Genomic DNA, 17,614 nt, shown 5'->3' with positions numbered 1-17,614 from the left:
TAATTCCGTGCTAGTGTTCTACTATAGTTTAGGGCGTCAAAAACGTGGCAAACCCTTGCGGTTAAACGACCGGTTACAGGGAAGGTTTTCTTCAGGGAAGCAGCTATGCAAACGGCCAAGCGTTTCGTCAGTCGTCTCACTCGTCAGACTCTTGCTCTGGTACTTGCCGGAGGGCGGGGATCCCGCCTCCACGATCTCACCAAATGGCGGGCCAAACCGGCGGTGCCCTTTGGCGGCAAGTTCCGGATTATCGATTTTCCACTCTCGAACTGCATCAACTCCGGCATCGGGCAGGTTGGTGTGATCACCCAGTACAAATCCCATTCCCTAATCCGCCATATCCAGCGGGGTTGGGGGTTTCTCCGGGGAGAACTGGATGAGTTCGTAGAGCTCTTACCTGCGCAACAACGGATCGAGACTTCCTGGTATGAGGGAACGGCAGACGCTGTGCTTCAAAACCTCGACATCATTCGCAGCCACCAGCCAGAGTATGTGCTGATTCTTGCGGGTGATCACGTGTACAAGATGGACTACGGCACTATGCTGGCCCATCACGTGGAGAATGATGCCGATATTACCGTGGGCTGTATTGAAGTACCTATCGATGAAGCCTCGGCATTCGGGGTGATGTCGGTAGATGACGAGTTGAGGGTCACCGAGTTCGTCGAGAAGCCCGAACAGCCAAAGCCAATGCCGGGCCAGCCCGGAAAGGCGCTGGCATCCATGGGCATCTATGTGTTCAGTACCCAGGTGCTCTTCGACGAACTCATGCGCGACCAGCAGATGGATGGCGAATCGTCTCACGATTTCGGCAAGGACATTATTCCCTCCGTCATCAAGCGTCTGCGGGTGGTCGCATTCCCGTTCCGTAATCCGGTTGAGAACAAGCCGGCCTATTGGCGCGATGTGGGCACCGTTGACGCACTCTGGCAGGCAAACCTGGAGCTGATCGGAATCAGCCCGGAGCTCAATCTCTATGATTCCCACTGGCCGATATGGACCTATCAGGAACAGCTGCCACCGGCAAAGTTTGTTTTTGATGATGACAATCGACGAGGCATGGCTGTGGACTCCATGGTGGCCGGCGGCTGTATTGTCTCTGGCGCTCTGGTGAAGCATTCCTTGTTGTTTTCGCAAGTTAAGATTCATTCTTATAGTGAAATCTCGGATTCGGTCATCTACCCGGATGTCGAGATTGGCCGTCACTGCCACATCCGCAATGCCTTGATTGATCGTGGCTGCCGCATCCCCGAAGGGACGAGGATAGGTTTCGACGAGGCCGATGACCGGAAGCGGTTTCATGTATCGCCCAAAGGTATTGTGCTGATCACGCCCGAGATGCTCGGGCAGGATTATCCCCATGGCCTCTGACACCAAAACACCGGTTGTACTCTGCTGGCACATGCACCAGCCGTCTTATCAGGATATGCGCACTGATCAGTTCCTGTTTCCCTGGGTGTACCTTCATACCATCAAGGATTACAGCGACATGGCGGCGCATCTGGAAGCAAATCCGGACGCCAGGGCGGTAGTCAATTTTGCCCCGGTTCTGCTTGAGCAGATCGAGACCTACCTTATCCAGATTGAAAAATGGCGCCATGGCGCTGGCGAGATCGGCGATCCTTTGCTCGCAGCTCTGGTTGCGGAACAGTTGCCGGAAACCGGAACGCCTGCGTTTCTGGGATTGATCGAAAAGTCTCTGCGGGCCAACCGGGAACGGATCATCAATCGGTATCCGGCCTACGCGCAGTTGGCGGAGCTTGCAGAGGTTTACCGCAAAAAGCCCGAGCTGCAGAGATACATTTCAAGTCGGTTTCTTTCCGACTTGCTGGTTTGGTACCACCTTGGCTGGATGGGAGAAACCATCCGCAGAAGCAGCCATTGCATCCAGAGCCTTCAGGAGAAGGGCCACAATTTTTCGATGGATGACCGGAAGGCTCTTCTCGACGTGATTTTTGATGTGTTATCCGGCATCGGCCCAAGGTACCGGCATCTTGCGCAAAAAGGGCAGGTGGAGCTGTCTGTCAGCCCCTACACCCATGCAATGCTCCCTCTGTTGATCGACCTGGGTGCTGCCCGCGAGGCCATGCCGGATATCGCTTTGCCAGCACACAGCCATTATCCGGAGGGTGAAGCGCGCGCCGCTTGGCAGCTCCAACAGGCAAGGACCGTTTTTCAGCGTTTCTTCGGTGTTGATCCCTCCGGCTGCTGGGCTTCCGAGGGTGGCCTCAGCCAGGCCACACTGGGCCTGCTGGATCAACATCAATTCCGATGGACTGCCAGCGGAGATTCTGTGGCGCACAACAGCCTCAATCTGGCCCGGCAGGACAACCCGGATTTGCCCGATGCCGGGATTCACCAGCCCTATACGTTTGGCGAATCGGATACCGCCGTCTTCTTCCGTGACGACGGTCTGTCGGATCTGATCGGTTTTACTTACGCAGACTGGCACGCCAGGGATGCCGTTGGCGACCTGGTGCATCACATGGAAAACATTGCGGGGCAGGCCAAGGGCAAGACGAAGCCGGTGATTTCCGTGATCATGGATGGCGAAAATGCCTGGGAGTATTACCCCGAGAACGGTTTTCACTTCCTCGACGAACTTTATCGGGTACTGGCAAACCACCCCCGGCTCAGATTGACCACTTATGCCGATCTGGTGGCGAACCCCGTAGCCGCGCCGGTTCATTTGCCGCGTCTTGTGGCCGGCAGCTGGATTTACGGTACGTTCTCCACCTGGATCGGTGACCCGGACAAGAACCGGGCCTGGGATCTGCTCTGTGAAGCCAAAACCCACTTCGACCGGGTGATGGACAATGGCAGTCTCAATTCGGAGCAGAAAGCAGCCGCCATGCAGCAACTGGCTATCTGCGAAGGGTCCGACTGGTTCTGGTGGTTTGGTGACTATAACCCGGCCCAGATCGTCAGCGACTTTGAGCATCTGTATCGCCGCCACCTCGTCAATCTCTATGAAATGATCGGCTACCCGGCGCCGCCATCCGTGTTCCAGAAGCTCAGCCAAGGCAGTGGAGAACCGGCTCGCGGCGGTACCATGCGGCCGGGCCATGAGGCGGATCATCCTGCATGACTTCAGCAAACGACAAGGATCTGTTCAGTGCCCGAAGGGCAGGTGTGCTGCTTCACCCGACCTGCCTGCCCGGAAGCCTCGGTGTTCTGGGCGCCGGCGCCCGCCGGTTCGTCGATTTTCTGGCCGACAGTGGCATTACCGTCTGGCAGACACTGCCTATTGGACCAACCCACCAGGATCTTTCACCGTACCAATCCCTGAGTGCCCACGCGGGCAACCAGGATTTTATTGACCTCGCTGAACTGCTGCAGACCGGACTGCTGGCCGATGCTGAACTGGCCCAGCCCATCGCCGAATCCCGCCAGCAGCTGCTGGCTATCGCCGCCCAACGGTTTTACGAGGGCCATGCCACAGGCCGGAAGGGCTTTGATCTGGCCGGATTTGAAGCTTTCCGGGCAAGAAATGATTACTGGCTGGATGATTTCTGTCTGTTCTGCGCAATCCGGGAGGTTCAGGAGTCGCCAGGCTGGCTCCAGTGGCCAGAGCACTTGAGGGATCGGGAGCCGGCTGCCTTGCAGGCCTTTGTCGACCAAAACCAGGCCAGGCTGGCTCGCATCAGGTTTGAGCAGTTCCTGTTCAACCACCAGTGGCAGGCACTCAGGGACTATGCACGAAGCCGCAATGTTTTGCTGTTTGGTGATATCCCCATTTTTGTCGCTCAAGACAGCGCCGATGTTTGGGCCAACCGACAGTTCTTCAAACTGGACGCCCGGGGCGAACCCACTGTGGTTGCCGGTGTGCCGCCGGACTATTTTTCCGAGGAGGGCCAGCACTGGGGTAATCCACTCTACAACTGGCAGGTCATGGCGGAAGATGGCTACCAGTGGTGGCTTCAACGGCTCGAAAGCCAGCGCCATCTGTTCGATCTGATCCGGATAGACCATTTTCGGGGGCTTCAGGCCTATTGGGAGATCCCGGCTGAGGCCCCTCAGCCACGAAACGGCTATTGGGTTCCCGGCCCCTCTGACCATTTTCTACAGGCCTGCTTCGACCGGTTCCCGGATTTACCCCTGGTAGCCGAAAACCTCGGCATCATCAGCGACGATGTGGAAGAACTTCGTCATCGCTTCCGGCTGCCGGGGATGACTGTGATGCAGTTTGGCTTCGACGGCAGCCCAAACAATCCGCATCTGCTTCACAACCACCAGCCCCGGGATCTTGTCTACACCGGCACCCACGATAACGACACAACACTGGGGTGGTACCGGAGCCTGGATGACCGTACCCGGCACTATGTAAATGATTATCTGGCCACCAGTGGTGATGGGATGCCATGGCCGGTAATTGAAGCGGCGTTCCGTTCGGTCTGCTCACTGGCCGTGGTGCCGATGCAGGATTTCCTCGGTCTTGGAACCGAGGCAAGGTTCAATACGCCGGGCACCATTACAAATAACTGGACATGGCAACTGGACTGGAATTTTCCCGAGAAAGACTTGTCGAAAATAATCGCTGAATCGGTAAAACGACATGGGCGCCTCCCTCCGGTCTGAGCATTTTTTGATCAGCATCAACGAGGCGGGCCCCAACCTTCGATATAACACACAAGCAGTATCAACAATTGGCGTTCAAGATGAGTCACGAGGGGGGAACATGGAACACAGACTCAGTAAACGCGTACAGGGAAAGCTTGGGCTGTTGGTATACAAGCGCGGGATGCCGGTTGCGACCGGTCAGATTCGCGATGCCTCCAAACGTGGTCTGTTCATTGCCACGGACTACACTGACGTTCAGTTAAACCAGACGGTGGAACTGGAGTTCCGTTTTCCGGATACCCAGGAAAAGCGGTTCCGTCGGCTGAAGGCCCATGTTGTGCGGAAGTCAGACCGCGGCCTTGGTGTCGATTTTGAAGGCGTCGAGAACGACAGTTTTACAATTTCTTCACTGATCAACTGGCTTAAAAACCACCACATGCCAGTCAACTATTTTCCTGCCCGCAGGAAACAAGCCTGAAGAACACCCAAGGGAGAGGATCTGTTCATGGAACGACTTAAAGGTAAAGTGGCCGTGATCACCGGTGGCTCCGTTGGCATCGGAGCCGCAACAGCGCTCCGAATGGCAGAGGAGGGCGCTGCTGTCGCCATTCTTGACTGCCAGGATTCCGAGGGAGAGGCCCTGGCTAAACAACTTGAAGGCCGCGGTCTGAAGGCGGGTTACTGGCACTGTGACGTAAGCAAGGAACAAGAGGTCAAACAGGTTCTGGACGCCGTTGCCAATACCTTCGGTAGCCCGACTGTACTGGTGAACAACGCCGGCATTGCCGGGGCGAACAAGCCGACCCATGAACTCACGGAAGAAGAGTGGGACCATGTTCAGGATGTGAACGTCAAGGGCGTGTTTTTCTGCACCAAGCACGCCATTCCCCACATGAAAAAAGCGGGCGTTGGCAGCATTATCAACCTGTCATCCATTTATGGGCTGGTGAGTGCGCCGGATATTCCGCCTTATCATGCCTCCAAGGGCGCCGTGCGTTTGATGTCCAAAACCGACGCCCTGTTGTATGCCACTGAAAACATTCGCTGCAATTCCATTCACCCCGGGTTTATATGGACCCCGCTGGTTGAGGCCCACCTCAAAACGACCGGACAGGACCCGGAGGAAGCTAAAAAGGCCACGGCGGCAATGCATCCTGTCGGTCACATGGGCGAGCCGGATGATATTGCCTGGGGCGCTGTCTATCTAGCCTCCGACGAATCGAAGTTTGTGACCGGGAGTGAACTGGTGATTGATGGCGGTTATACCGCTCGATGATGTCCCGACCAACCTGAGCGGAGTTCAAATTTGACCCTGGCAGCCTATACCCCGCGGTCCTTGCCGGAATCCCTGAGCGGATTGTTCCAGTTGGCGCTGGACCTTCGGTGGACCTGGCATCACGGTACCGATGAGCTCTGGCGCGCTCTTGATTCGGACATCTGGGACACCACCCGGAACGCGTGGCTGGTTTTGAACAGCGTGTCCGGGGAGCGGCTGGAAGAACTGGCCGCAGACCCCGACTTTCAGCAGCGCTACCGTGAGCAGATTCATGCTCACCAGGCTTTTACAGAGGCTGACACCTGGTATTCGACCGATTGTCGGGGCGATCTGGGCGAGGGCGTTGCCTATTTCTGCATGGAATATGGTCTGAGCGAATCGCTGCCGCTGTACAGCGGTGGTCTGGGCGTACTGGCCGGCGATTTTCTGAAGGCGTCCAGCGATCTGGGTGCACCAGTCATGGCGGTGGGTCTGCTGTACCAGCAGGGCTACTTTCGCCAGGCCATCAGCACCGATGGCGAACAGCTGGAGTTCTATCCTTACAACGACCCCACCATGCTGCCCGTCTCGCCCCTGCGGGACGCTGACGACCAGTGGGTGAGGGTGATTGTGCCTTTCCCGGGAAGACACGTGCGCCTTCGGGCCTGGAAGGCCCAGGTGGGCCGCTGCGAGCTGTTGCTGCTCGATAGCAACGACCCCCGAAACGAACCGGGCGACCGGGGTATCACCAGCGAACTCTATACCGGTGACCCGGAAAAGCGCCTGCAACAGGAAATGGTATTGGGCATCGGTGGCTGGCGTCTGCTGGAACAACTGGGGAGATCGCCGTCACTCTGCCATCTGAATGAGGGCCACTGTGCCCTGGCGCTCATAGAGAGGGCCTTCAGCTGGCAGGACGACCATGAAAGTGATTTCCAGACAGCTCGAACCGCAACCAGGGCGACCAATCTGTTTACCACGCACACCTCGGTGGCGTCCGGCTTTGATCATTTCTCCCGATCGCTATTGCGACTGTATCTGACACCCTGGCTCGAAGGCCGCGACCTGAATGTCGATCAATTGCTGGCATTGGGAAGCCAGCCCTCCAGCCCAGACAATCAGTCGACTGACCTTAAACTCAATATGGCCTTGCTGGCCCTCAATATGAGTGGTCGGTTCAACGGTGTCAGCCGCATCCACCAGAAGGTCACCCAGACCATTTTCCAGCCTTTCTTCCCGCGCTGGCCGGCCGAAGACATTCCGGCGGACTATGTGACCAATGGCATCCACACGCCGAGCTGGGATTCTCCGGAATCCGACGCCATCTGGACCCGGGCCTGTGGCAAGGATCGCTGGCGCAGGCCTCTCCAGAGCACCTGCCCGATGACTGACATCGCCGACGAAGAATTATGGGAAATGAGGCGCCTGGAGCGCGCAAGGCTGATTACCTACCTCCGGCGAAGGCTTGCGAGCCAGCATTGCGAACAAAACCCCGGAAACAACCATGAAGCCGCGTGTGGCCTTTTGTTGGACCATGAAACCCTCACGTTGGGCTTTGCCCGCCGGTTTACGGAATACAAGCGACCAGATCTCCTGCTCAAGGATCAGGAGCGCCTGCTCAAACTGCTTGCCAGCCGTGATCGCCCGATTCAGATTGTGCTTGCAGGCAAGGCCCACCCCTACGATCTCCCGGGGAAAGACATCATCCGGCGATGGAAAGCCTTCTCCCGGCGACCGGATGTCGAGGGCAAGGTGGTGTTTATTGAAGACTACGATCTTGGCGTGGCCAACCAGCTTATCCAGGGCGTGGATGTGTGGCTCAATTGTCCGAGACACCCTTGGGAAGCCTGCGGCACCAGTGGCATGAAGGTACTCGTGAACGGGGGACTGAACCTGTCACAGTACGATGGCTGGTGGGCTGAGGCCTGGAACCCGGATGTGGGCTGGGCTATTCGACCTGGCGCTACCTTTGACGAGCTAAGCGGGTCAAACAATCACGACCACGATCTCTCAGACATGGAACAGCTGTTTGATCTGTTGGAGAACGAGGTAATTCCCGGGTTCTATGACGTCGACAGCGAAGGTATTCCCCGGAACTGGGTTGGACGTATGCGCGCAAGCATGGATCAACTGACGGCGGCCTATTCCGCCAACCGGATGGTGAGGGAATACGTCGAACAGTTCTATCTACCCATGGCAGAAATGGGAAGCCGGCGCAGCTCCGAGACTGCATGGGAGCTACTTGGTGAATACCGAGAAATCTCCAGGCACTGGTCCCGGTTGCGTTTCAACAGCTTCAATACAGGCGAAGATTCGGGTAGCCAGACTTTCACCGTGGAAGTCTACCTGGATGGAATTGACGAGCAGCGGATTGCAGTAGAGCTTGTTGCAGAGGATTCCGAGCATGGCCCAAGAACCATTACGGCCATGCAGATGAAGCATCCGCTGGGTGGTTCCCCTCATACCTATCTTTATGAATGCACAGTGCCTTCACGCCCCGAAGGACACTACACGCCGCGCCTGCGAGTGCGGGATGAACGCCTGAACCTTCCCCTGGAAAACCCCGCCATACTCTGGCTCAGGTAGGCCTCAGCTGCGCCAGAACGCCGGCGATAGAACGATCACCACGCTCAGTATCTCCAGACGCCCCATCAGCATACCCACAGACAGTACCCATTTTGCGGCATCGGGAAGCGGCCCGAAATTACCCGCAGGGCCAATGATGTCCCCAAGGCCGGGGCCGACATTGGTCAGCGAGGTGAGGGCGCCAGACAGTGCCGTCACAAAGTCCAGCTGCATGGCGGCCAGGGCAACCGTGATCAGCAAAAGACAGAGCAGGAAGATAAACGTGTAGGCGATCATCGACGAGATAATCTCATCGCTCACGGCCCGGCCGTTGTAGTTACGGGTAAGAACCGCACGAGGGTGCAGCAGGCGCATCAACTGCTCACGCAGGATGATCAGGGAAAGCTGGAACCGGAAGATTTTCATGCCGCCGGCCGTGGAACCAGAGCAGCCGCCCACGAACATCAGGAAAAAGAACAGCACGAACGCCAGAGGGCCCCAGGCGGAATAATCTTCAGAAGCATAGCCCGTGGTGGTTACCACAGAAGTGACATTAAACAGGGTAGAGGCGTAGTTATGGATGGGATCGAAGGGGACCGGTGACACCATCCAGCGGTAAAGAGTTAGAAGCAGCGGTACGAAAAACAGGATCGCGAGAAACAATCGCACCTGCTGATCCCGGAACAGAACGCCATGTTGGCCATGCATTTCACGCACGAAAAGGAAGAAGGGCAAGCTGCCGATAATCATGAAAAATGTGGCTTCCATGAGGATCAGATCATTGAACTTGCCCATGGAAAGATCCGAGGTGGAAAAGCCACCGGTGGCGATGCTGGTAAGACCATGGTTGAAGGCATCGAAGAGCGTCATGCCAGAAAACCAGTAGGTAACCACCGCAATGATCGAAAACGCCAGATAAACCACCAGCAAGCCACGGCTGAGTGTTTTCATTCTTGGCAGAGCCTTGTCGGTCCATTCCGAAGACTCGGTGGCGAACAGCCGCATGCCGCCGACCCGCAGAAACGGGAGTACGGCAACGAACATACCGATAATCCCGATACCACCGATCCATTGCAGGATGGACCGCCAGATCAAGAGATCCCTGTCCATATCATCGAGGCCGCTGAGCACGGTTGCTCCGGTGGTGGTAATCCCCGAGGTGCCCTCGAAAAAGGCGTCTGCGGCAGAAATGCCCAGGTCACTCAGATAGAAAGGAAGGGATGAAAACAGGGCAATAATGAACCAAGAAGATACCGTGAGTACGAACATGTACCTGGGCTTCAGATCTCTCGGTTTGCGGTAGGTGGCGGCCATTCCCAGTATACCGAGGCCCCAGACAATGGCGGCCGATTCTGCAAACGCCATGGCGTTCGGCGCTTCAGAGCCCGCAAGCAGGATGACAGGCAATGTCATGAAAATGCTCAAAAGCACGAACATGACGCTGACAATGAAAATGACGGGGTAGAGATTTCTCAATGGATGCTCGAGCCAGCTGATACCGGGAGACGGCGTCAGAATACCTGTGGGGTCGGCCTTCCGCAAGGTAACACCGCGCGGATGCTGAAATTACCGGCGAATTAAATCGGTGTAAATAACGCGTAAATGCGGATCTTTCTGATGGCAAAACGCGTCAGTCTGGTGCAAGTTCAGCGATGTACACCGAACAATTCGGTTAAGGAGATAAAAAATGAAACACGTACGTTCAATTGCCGTTATCTTTGCCACCGGTATGGCTGCTGCAGGAGCCGCATCCGCCCAGGATATGTACAAGTCTGGCGTTGGCGGGCTCTACACAGGCCTGAACTACACTTTCATGAACCTTGAGAGCGGTAACGCGGATGCCGACGTAGGCACGCTGTCTGCCAAAGTTGGCGTGATGGCGACGCCGTATCTGGGCATCGAAGCGCGGGGCGGTTTTGGCGTAGATGACGACCGCATCGGCGGAGTCGATTATTCACTGGATAACTTCTTCGGCGGCTACGCCACGTTCAATCTGGCCAACGAATCACCCATTACGCCGTACGCTATCCTCGGTTTCACCCGGGTCGAAATCGAAGCCTCTTCGTTTCTGGGCACAGCCACCGAGGATGAAACGGACGTGTCCTACGGCATCGGCATGAATATGGACTTTGCGCCGAACCTGTCCGGCAACCTTGAATACATGCGTTATTATGAAGACAGTAATGCCGAAGTCGATGGTCTGGGCGTCGGTATTCAATTCAACTTCTGAATCCAGGCCACCGGGGAGACTGTTTGAACCATCTGGCTCATGTATTTCTCGCGCCGGACTCACCTGAAGCTCGTGTGGGGAGCATCCTCGGTGACTTTACCCGGGGCGTCGATCTCTCGACGCTGCCGGACCCGGTGAAGCAGGGCGTCCGCCATCATCGGGCGGTCGACAGCTTCACCGACCAGCACCCCGACGTACTTGCCAGCAAACAGGTGTTCTCCCGCCAACGTCGTCGATTTGCCGGCGTTGCGCTCGATATTCTCTATGACCATTTTCTTCTCAAACACTGGGACCGGTTCAGTGAAATTGAGCAAGAGGCGTTTATTCGCCGTATATACAACGAGTTGCAGCAGAAAGAACATCTAATGCCGGACAAAATGGCCAGAGTTACCCGAATGATGGTGTGGAACGACTGGTTCGGAGCCTATCAGGATCTTGAAAACATCGGGAAGGCACTGGACCGCGTTGCAGGGCGCATACGGTTCAGAAATGATTTCGCCGGCATGATCACCGAAATCCGCGCAAACCAGGAAGAACTGGAGCAAAAGTTTTTATCATTTTTCCCGGATTTACAGGTATTTGCAGGAGGTATTGAATGAGGTTTGTTATTAGGGCGTTGTTGGCTGTGACATTGGTTTTTCCATCAGCGATGGCGGTTTCTGCGGAGGCCGATGCCAACAATAGCCAGCAGCGACCGCCGGAAACCCTTGGCTATGTTGAATGGGTAGTCATGAAAGATACCAACCTGAGGCTGAAGGCGCGACTCGATACAGGCGCCAAAACGTCGTCTCTGCACGCGGTAAACATCGAGGGCTTTGAGCGCGACGGCGAGGAGTGGGTCAGTTTCCAGATTCCACTGGGTGACCACGAGGACCAGCCGACCGAGGGCGAACTGGACCATGACGACGTCATTCTGGAGTTCGAACGGCCGGTTGAGCGAACTGTCCTGATCAAACGAAAAGGCGCGCCATCCCAGAAGCGCTATGTTGTCATGATGGACTTCTGCATTGCCGGAACCACCCATACCACGCAGTTTTCACTGACAGACCGCGGCAAGTTTTCCTATCCGGCTCTGCTGGGTCGCCGATTCATGCGCGACGACAATATTCTTATCGATTCCGCAGACTCGTTTATGGCCGAAAAAGAGTGTGAATATATAACGCTCGAAGAGCTGGCAAAGAGGCATGCCGAGAATGTGGTAGAGGAAACCGATAGCGATTCCTGAACGCGGGGGCTGGGATTCCTCATCCCAGCCCAGTTTTATTGAAGACCCGAGAGCCGGACAGGCGAGTTGCGTATTGGAGGTCGAGCATTTTTATAAGTTTCTCACTCCGTACTTCTACACTATATTTAACATAATATACATTATGCGCAGTGCGGTATGGAATCACAGTTCGGTTCCCGGCTGTTGGTGGCCGACCACACAAAGCACTAAACTTCTCCACACAAAAGGCTAAATTTGGCGTATTCGTGCTATTGGTGTTGTTTGCTCATAAATCCGTTAAAATAACATTATTACGGATTTTATCTTTACTCTCCTCTAACATCCGAGCGGCTTACCAAGAGCTTATCCGATGAGCAAAACCGGCCAGGCACGCGTGCTCACCTCACACGCCCGAACAGTTCGCCTACCTCTTGAGCGTTATTAAGGAGCATCGCTTACCGGGAAAATCCCCGGTCCAATACAGTGGGACTTTCATTGCCCCATGTACTGGTATGATTAATGAAACCTACCATAATTCAAGGGTTCGGTTCCTGAGGTCGGGGTGCTCGTCTCCGAACCTTGCTCCTGCAGATTCAGTGTTAACAAGTGGTACTGAGCTGCGCACTGTCGCAGATATCAAACACAGTCAGAAATCATCCATACGGCCAATCTGGCGGGCCAGGCGCTTGGTTTCATTCTCTCCCAAGGTCAGGAGCGACTGGAGCAGCTCCCGTGCTTCGGGAATTTCGGCTTTTTCGACAAGGGTCTGATAGAGATCAAGAATTTGCTCGTGGACGTCGAACACTTCACGGCAGATGCCAGCAATATCAAGCCTCACGTATGGCTCGTCGCAGGTCCGATGGGTTTTTATGGGATCATGAGATAGATAATCGTAAACGCGACTCTCCAATGCCTTCGCATCTCCCTGGCGCTCAAACTCCCTCACAATGCGCTCGATTTCAGATTCATGGGTGGCCAGATAGTCCAACAGGGCCCTTGCCTGCTTGTCTTCGTGCTTTGTTTCACAATGGGACAGACACCGCGCCAAGTGCGAGTGGAGCTTGCTCGTCCAGTCAATTAGCTCTCCGAGTGTTTTGATATCCATACGGGCTCATCCCTCGCGGAAGGTATACTTTAAAAAATACACTTAAACGCTGTTTCCGAACAGGGGCCTTTACTCGACTCCAATGCACTCCACCGGGCATAGCGAACGCAATGACCCCCGCACCCAGGCCGATGCAGCCAATGGCAAATTGTTCGCTCATCACCGCGCTTTGCACTGCGTCCGGCCCAGCAGCAGAGCTCATCCGGCCTACCGGTGATCCTTCTCGTAACGCCGACGCAGTAACATTGAGTTACCAATGACCGAGAGCGAGCTGACAGTCATCGCCACTACACCAATCATCGGATGCAGCAGCCCCGCCGCAGCTATAGGAATAGCCGCAGCGTTGTATCCACTGGCCCATAGGAGGTTCTCAACGATCTTTTTGAAGGTCGCACGTGACAGCACCATGGCGTCAACAACACCAGATAATTCGCCACGGACCAGGGTAACGTCAGCAGCTTCGATAGCCACATCCGCACCAGCGCCTATGGCAATGCCTACGTTAGCCTGTTTGAGTGCCGGGGCGTCGTTAATGCCATCACCCACCATGGCAACATGATTGCCGTACTTTTCCTGCAGTTCCCGAATGGCATCCACCTTACCTTCCGGCAACACCCCGGCGCGAACCTCGTCGATGCCTACTTCGCGGGCAACCGCGTTGGCTGCACGCTCGTTGTCACCGGTAATCATCACAACATACAGTCCTTGCTCGTGCATGGCCCGAATGGCGGCCACCGATTCGTCCTTGAGCGTGTCGGCTACCGCGACAATGCCGTAGGCCTTGCCGTCACGGGCAACAATAACGGCAGTTCTGCCCTGATCCTCAAGGTCGGAAAGACTCTTGTCCAGGGCCTCCAGTCCATTAACGCCCTGCTCTTCCAGCAAGAGGCGGTTACCAATCAGCACGGTGCTCTCACCGACCCTTCCCGAAACACCTCTGGCGCCGGTGGAGCGGAAATCAACAACGTTCCCGGGTTTGATTCCACGTTCCCGGGCACCGTCCACAATGGCACGGGCGATGGGATGCTCAGAAGCATTTTCTACCGCGGTGGCAAGCTCCAGCAGTTCGGTCTCCGAAACGCCGTCGGCGGGTACTACATCGGTAAGCTTCGGCTCACCCCTGGTAATGGTGCCCGTTTTATCGAGGACCATTACCTTGACGTCCTTGAAGGTCTGAATGGCCTCTCCAGAACGAATCAGGATGCCCCGCTCGGCGCCGACGCCCGAACCCACCATCAGCGCAGTCGGCGTTGCCAACCCCAATGCACAGGGGCAGGCAATTACCAGCACAGCAATAGCCGCCAGGATAGCCAGCACCGGCGTGGCCGCCGTCGGGTCTACCCACGGCAGGAAAGCGGCGCCCCATTCAAGGATTGGTCGGAGTGTATCGCCTGCAAACAGCCAGACCACAAGACTGCCCAGGGCAATAACAAGAACCAGCGGCACGAAGCGACCGGTCATGCGGTCAGCAAACTCCTGGATTGGCACCCTGGAGCCCTGAGCCTCGTCGATCAGTTTCACCACCTGGGCCAGAAAGGTATCACCACCAACACGGGTAGCCTTGACTCTCAGGCGACCTTCCTTGTTGATGGTGGCACCAATAACCGTGTCTCCCGTGCTTTTGTATACCGGGACAGACTCGCCAGTGGCAATGGATTCATCCAGATGACTCTCACCATCCACCACTTCACCATCAGTGGGCACCTTGTCACCGGGCCGGACAATCATGATGTCGCCTGGAGCCAAATCCTTCACGGGAATTTCGACCTCTTCCCCTTCCCGTTCCACGCGGGCGGTCTTAGCGCCGAGGGTGAGCAATTTCCGGATGGCCTCCGAGGCCTTGCCCTTGGCTTTTGCTTCCAGGTACCGACCAAGCATATGGAAGGTCATGATGGTAACGGCCATTTCGATGAAAGAGGTCATCGGATAGACAAAGCCCACCAGACCAATCAGGTAGGGGGGAAGGCTGCCCATGGAAATGAGCACATCCATGTTGAAGGTGCCATTCTTCAGTGAACGCCAGGAAGCCTTGTGGGTAGCGGCACCGCCATAAAAAAACACTACCGGGAAGCCGAGCACTGCAATAATAGCCAGATACCCCGGAATGGGCTGCCAGAACATATGAAACATCATCAACACCATGATCAGTGTTGTCGGTACCGCAGCGATCCAGAACCTGCGTAATGCAAGCTTCAGATAGGCCTCTTCAACGGCCGAGTCCTCCTCCTGACTGGCATCTCCCTCAAGAGCGACAGCAGCAACATCATATCCGGCGCCCTCTATCAGCTCTTTCAGCTCATTTTCTGTCGGCCCATCCGAGCCGACTACCACGCTCACTGTGTGATTGGCTATGTTGGTTGACGTCGTCTGCACGCCGTCGTGTCGCGCAAGCGTACTCTTGATAATACCCGCACAATGGTCGGACCCCATTCCGGGTACCGTGACCCTGAAAGTCCTGCCACCCACTTCCCTCACGGAGGCCACATCGTAACCGGCACCCTCCACAGCGTGTTTTAAGGCTTCCCCGTCAGGCCCCGACGCAAGGGAGCGAACACTCACCTTATGTTTGGCAATGTTAGTCTCTATCTGGTCGATTCCGTCCAAGCGGCCAATCGTTTTGTTGATAATGCCGGCGCAGTGGTCTGACCCCATTCCCGGCACAATCAGCTCAAGTCCCTTTGCCTTTGCGGTGCCTGTGTTTTCGTACTGTTCATCAAGATCTCCCGTCATTGTTTCTGTTGCTTGGCCAGTCACTGAACGCTATGAAATAAAGTAATACGAGATTGACGATGGGAATCAGTATCAGGAAGCCCATCCAGCCCGGATACCCGGTACGCTGGCAAATACGCCAGGCCGGAATCACAACTACAATGGCAATCACCAGCATCCACAGCCAGTGCCCTGCCCACATGGTGTTGCCAAACATATTATCTTCCATCATAGCACTGCCCTCCACGTCGAATGCCGGTTAATGGTGATCATGAGCATGAGATTCCTCATCTCCCGATTGCCGGGAATTCTCGGACTTTTTCAAAAAAATCTGCTCTGCCACTGCAATAACGATCATGGTGGCCACCGCAACACCGATGACAAACGGGTCCGTATTCAGCTTGACCCACACAAAGCCCCCAAGAACGAGCAAATCCAGCAAAATGGCCATGACTGGCACCCAGGCGCTGGCCTTCACGTCTTCGCGTAGATAACGAAGAACACCCCAGTGAATCGCAACATCCATTACCAGGTAGAACACGATACCCAGCGCAGCAATCCGGGAGAGGTCAAAAAAGGCCGTCAGGACCAGCCCCAGGACCACTGTATAAACCAGGGTGTGCTTCTGAATACTGCCTGGCATGCCGAAATGCCGGTGGGGGACCAGTTTCATTTCCGTCAGCATCGCCAGCATCCGGGACACCGCAAAATGCTGGCCAGAATGCCTCCGGCAGTAGCCATCATGGCAATGGCAACGGTGAACCACACGGCGTACTCCCCCAGTGCCGGGCGGGCGGCGGCGGCAAGGGAGTAGTCCTGTGTCTCGATAATCTCGGCCAGGGACAAGTTGCTGGCAACAGCAAAACCAACCAACGTATAGATCACCACGCAGGCTGCAATGGAAATAATGATCGCCCGTCCTACGTTCCGCTTGGGGTCTATTACTTCGGAGCCGCTGTTGGTAATGGTGGTGAAGCCCTTGAAAGCTAGAATTCCGAGCGCGGTTGCTCCAAGGAAGTTGCCCACAGTTCCGGCCTCTCCGGGATTCGAGAAGTCAACCGATATGGAGTCGGCGACCCATACCCCCACCAACCCGAAAATCAGTATGCCGCCGATTTTCAGGACGCCGATAAAGGAAGCCACACCCTGAATCATCCGGTTACCCAGCAGATTTATGAGAAACGCTGCCAGGATCAGTGACACCCCGAGAATGGGCACCATTCGCCCGCTTTCGTCGCCACCGAAGAGCTGCATGGTGTAGGAGCCGAACGTGCGGGCCAGAAAACTCTGGGCGATCACCATGGAAAAGTACATCAGCAAGGCGTTAAATGCGGTCGGCAGCCGGTTTCCGTAGGCCTTGTGTAAGTACATGCCGATACCGCCCGCAGACGGGTACGCATCGGAAATTTTGATGTAGGAATAAGCACTGAAGCTGACGATCACGGCGGCCGTCAGAAACGCCAGGGGGAACAGAACGCCCGTCATCTGTGCCATCTGTCCGGTCAACGCAAAAATACCAGCGCCTATCATGACGCCGGTACCCAGCATGACGGTTCCTGGCAGGGTGAGACTGCCTTCCTGATAGCGAGTGGTTCTGTCTTGCTCCCTGCTCATTCAACCTCCGGTTATTGTCGTTTCTATTTACGCTTCATAGGTGGGATTTTGGAACAGCAAAACGGATCATGTTTTGCGTTGGCCCGAACATTGTCGTCTGTAAACCGATACCACGCCAGTTTCCGCTGGGTCCACCACCCGGCCTGCAACCCGCCTCCGTGGGTCTTGATCAGTTCCATTAACTCGTCAAGAGACCAATGGGTTCCATCGTAGACGACATGCAGCTGGTTGTTCGGTTTGCGCTCGGCAAAATCAACACAGGGATGATGGTTGAGTTCATGGATGAAATCGCCCCACTGACTCTCGCCAAATCACTCACCATTTTGGCACGTAGATGCCGGTGAGGTGAGGAGGAGTCCATCCCATTGATTC

General features: G+C 55.7%; 13 protein-coding genes and 2 pseudogenes. 9 read left to right on the top strand and 6 right to left on the bottom strand.

From position 1 onward, the window contains the following. The first annotated feature begins 105 nt into the window (after positions 1-105). From glgC to glgP, 6 genes are all read left to right on the top strand, one after another. Positions 106-1,371 (top strand): glucose-1-phosphate adenylyltransferase, encoded by a 1,266-nt coding sequence (gene glgC / locus ACP86_RS20940; RefSeq protein ID WP_008169701.1) that lies wholly within the window; start codon positions 106-108, stop codon positions 1,369-1,371. Continuing rightward, on the top strand, positions 1,361-3,088 hold the full coding sequence (locus ACP86_RS20935) for a glycoside hydrolase family 57 protein (RefSeq protein ID WP_053115314.1): 1,728 nt from the start codon (positions 1,361-1,363) through the stop codon (positions 3,086-3,088). The genes glgC and ACP86_RS20935 overlap by 11 nt, the downstream gene beginning before the upstream one ends. Further along, complete coding sequence (malQ, locus tag ACP86_RS20930) at positions 3,085-4,578, top strand: 4-alpha-glucanotransferase (RefSeq protein WP_053115313.1); 1,494 nt, start codon at positions 3,085-3,087, stop codon at positions 4,576-4,578. The genes ACP86_RS20935 and malQ overlap by 4 nt, the downstream gene beginning before the upstream one ends. 100 nt (positions 4,579-4,678) lie before the next feature. After that, positions 4,679-5,038 (top strand): PilZ domain-containing protein, encoded by a 360-nt coding sequence (locus ACP86_RS20925; RefSeq protein WP_049784470.1) that lies wholly within the window; start codon positions 4,679-4,681, stop codon positions 5,036-5,038. Between the two features lie 27 nt (positions 5,039-5,065). Then, positions 5,066-5,836, top strand: coding sequence for an SDR family NAD(P)-dependent oxidoreductase (locus ACP86_RS20920; RefSeq protein ID WP_053115312.1), 771 nt, complete (start codon positions 5,066-5,068; stop codon positions 5,834-5,836). 30 nt (positions 5,837-5,866) lie between these two features. Continuing rightward, the gene (glgP, locus tag ACP86_RS20915) at positions 5,867-8,401 is read left to right on the top strand and encodes an alpha-glucan family phosphorylase (protein ID WP_053115311.1); all 2,535 of its coding nucleotides are present in this window, start codon (positions 5,867-5,869) and stop codon (positions 8,399-8,401) included. A 3-nt stretch (positions 8,402-8,404) separates the two neighbouring features. On the opposite strand, the gene ACP86_RS20910 is transcribed toward glgP, so the two are convergent. Further along, positions 8,405-9,817, bottom strand: a complete 1,413-nt coding sequence (locus ACP86_RS20910) for a TrkH family potassium uptake protein (RefSeq protein WP_169702211.1) — start codon at positions 9,815-9,817, stop codon at positions 8,405-8,407. Positions 9,818-10,067: 250 nt separating this feature from the next. Between ACP86_RS20910 and ACP86_RS20905 the strand changes: the two genes are divergently transcribed. From ACP86_RS20905 to ACP86_RS20895, 3 genes are read left to right on the top strand one after another with little or no spacing between them, the layout of a single operon-like run. Next, entirely contained in the window at positions 10,068-10,610 is a 543-nt protein-coding gene (locus tag ACP86_RS20905; protein ID WP_053115310.1) for a porin family protein, read from the top strand. A gap of 23 nt (positions 10,611-10,633) precedes the next feature. Beyond that, complete coding sequence (locus ACP86_RS20900) at positions 10,634-11,209, top strand: ACP phosphodiesterase (protein WP_053115309.1); 576 nt, start codon at positions 10,634-10,636, stop codon at positions 11,207-11,209. Beyond that, entirely contained in the window at positions 11,206-11,835 is a 630-nt protein-coding gene (locus tag ACP86_RS20895) for an ATP-dependent zinc protease (RefSeq protein ID WP_053115308.1), read from the top strand. Before ACP86_RS20900 ends, ACP86_RS20895 begins: the two co-directional genes overlap by 4 nt. 625 nt (positions 11,836-12,460) lie before the next feature. On the opposite strand, the gene ACP86_RS20890 is transcribed toward ACP86_RS20895, so the two are convergent. The 5 genes and pseudogenes from ACP86_RS20890 to ACP86_RS23770 form a co-directional block, all read right to left on the bottom strand. Then, positions 12,461-12,919, bottom strand: a complete 459-nt coding sequence (locus ACP86_RS20890; RefSeq protein ID WP_008172243.1) for a hypothetical protein — start codon at positions 12,917-12,919, stop codon at positions 12,461-12,463. A gap of 207 nt (positions 12,920-13,126) precedes the next feature. After that, entirely contained in the window at positions 13,127-15,649 is a 2,523-nt protein-coding gene (locus ACP86_RS20885; RefSeq protein ID WP_053115307.1) for a heavy metal translocating P-type ATPase, read from the bottom strand. Next, positions 15,633-15,860 (bottom strand): hypothetical protein, encoded by a 228-nt coding sequence (locus ACP86_RS20880; protein WP_008172241.1) that lies wholly within the window; start codon positions 15,858-15,860, stop codon positions 15,633-15,635. The genes ACP86_RS20885 and ACP86_RS20880 overlap by 17 nt, the downstream gene beginning before the upstream one ends. A 27-nt stretch (positions 15,861-15,887) precedes the next feature. After that, positions 15,888-17,242 (bottom strand): annotated as a pseudogene (locus ACP86_RS20875) (APC family permease). A 23-nt stretch (positions 17,243-17,265) separates the two neighbouring features. Then, positions 17,266-17,550 (bottom strand): annotated as a pseudogene (locus ACP86_RS23770) (hypothetical protein); the annotation flags it as partial. Positions 17,551-17,614: the final 64 nt, after the last annotated feature.

It is taken from the genome of Marinobacter sp. CP1 (assembly GCF_001266795.1).
GTDB classification, from domain to species: domain Bacteria; phylum Pseudomonadota; class Gammaproteobacteria; order Pseudomonadales; family Oleiphilaceae; genus Marinobacter; species Marinobacter flavimaris.
The sequence above is the reverse complement of the archived record's forward strand: the minus strand, read 5'-3'. Positions and strand labels throughout refer to the sequence as shown.

Coding starts and splice junctions, on each gene's coding strand:
- glgC (WP_008169701.1), top strand. CDS start 106: ATGCAAACGGCCAAGCGTTTCGTCAGTCGTCTCACTCGTCAGACTCTT.
- ACP86_RS20935 (WP_053115314.1), top strand. CDS start 1,361: ATGGCCTCTGACACCAAAACACCGGTTGTACTCTGCTGGCACATGCAC.
- malQ (WP_053115313.1), top strand. CDS start 3,085: ATGACTTCAGCAAACGACAAGGATCTGTTCAGTGCCCGAAGGGCAGGT.
- ACP86_RS20925 (WP_049784470.1), top strand. CDS start 4,679: ATGGAACACAGACTCAGTAAACGCGTACAGGGAAAGCTTGGGCTGTTG.
- ACP86_RS20920 (WP_053115312.1), top strand. CDS start 5,066: ATGGAACGACTTAAAGGTAAAGTGGCCGTGATCACCGGTGGCTCCGTT.
- ACP86_RS20910 (WP_169702211.1), bottom strand. CDS start 9,817: ATGTTCGTGCTTTTGAGCATTTTCATGACATTGCCTGTCATCCTGCTT.
- ACP86_RS20905 (WP_053115310.1), top strand. CDS start 10,068: ATGAAACACGTACGTTCAATTGCCGTTATCTTTGCCACCGGTATGGCT.
- ACP86_RS20895 (WP_053115308.1), top strand. CDS start 11,206: ATGAGGTTTGTTATTAGGGCGTTGTTGGCTGTGACATTGGTTTTTCCA.
- ACP86_RS20890 (WP_008172243.1), bottom strand. CDS start 12,919: ATGGATATCAAAACACTCGGAGAGCTAATTGACTGGACGAGCAAGCTC.
- ACP86_RS20885 (WP_053115307.1), bottom strand. CDS start 15,649: ATGACGGGAGATCTTGATGAACAGTACGAAAACACAGGCACCGCAAAG.
- ACP86_RS20880 (WP_008172241.1), bottom strand. CDS start 15,860: ATGATGGAAGATAATATGTTTGGCAACACCATGTGGGCAGGGCACTGG.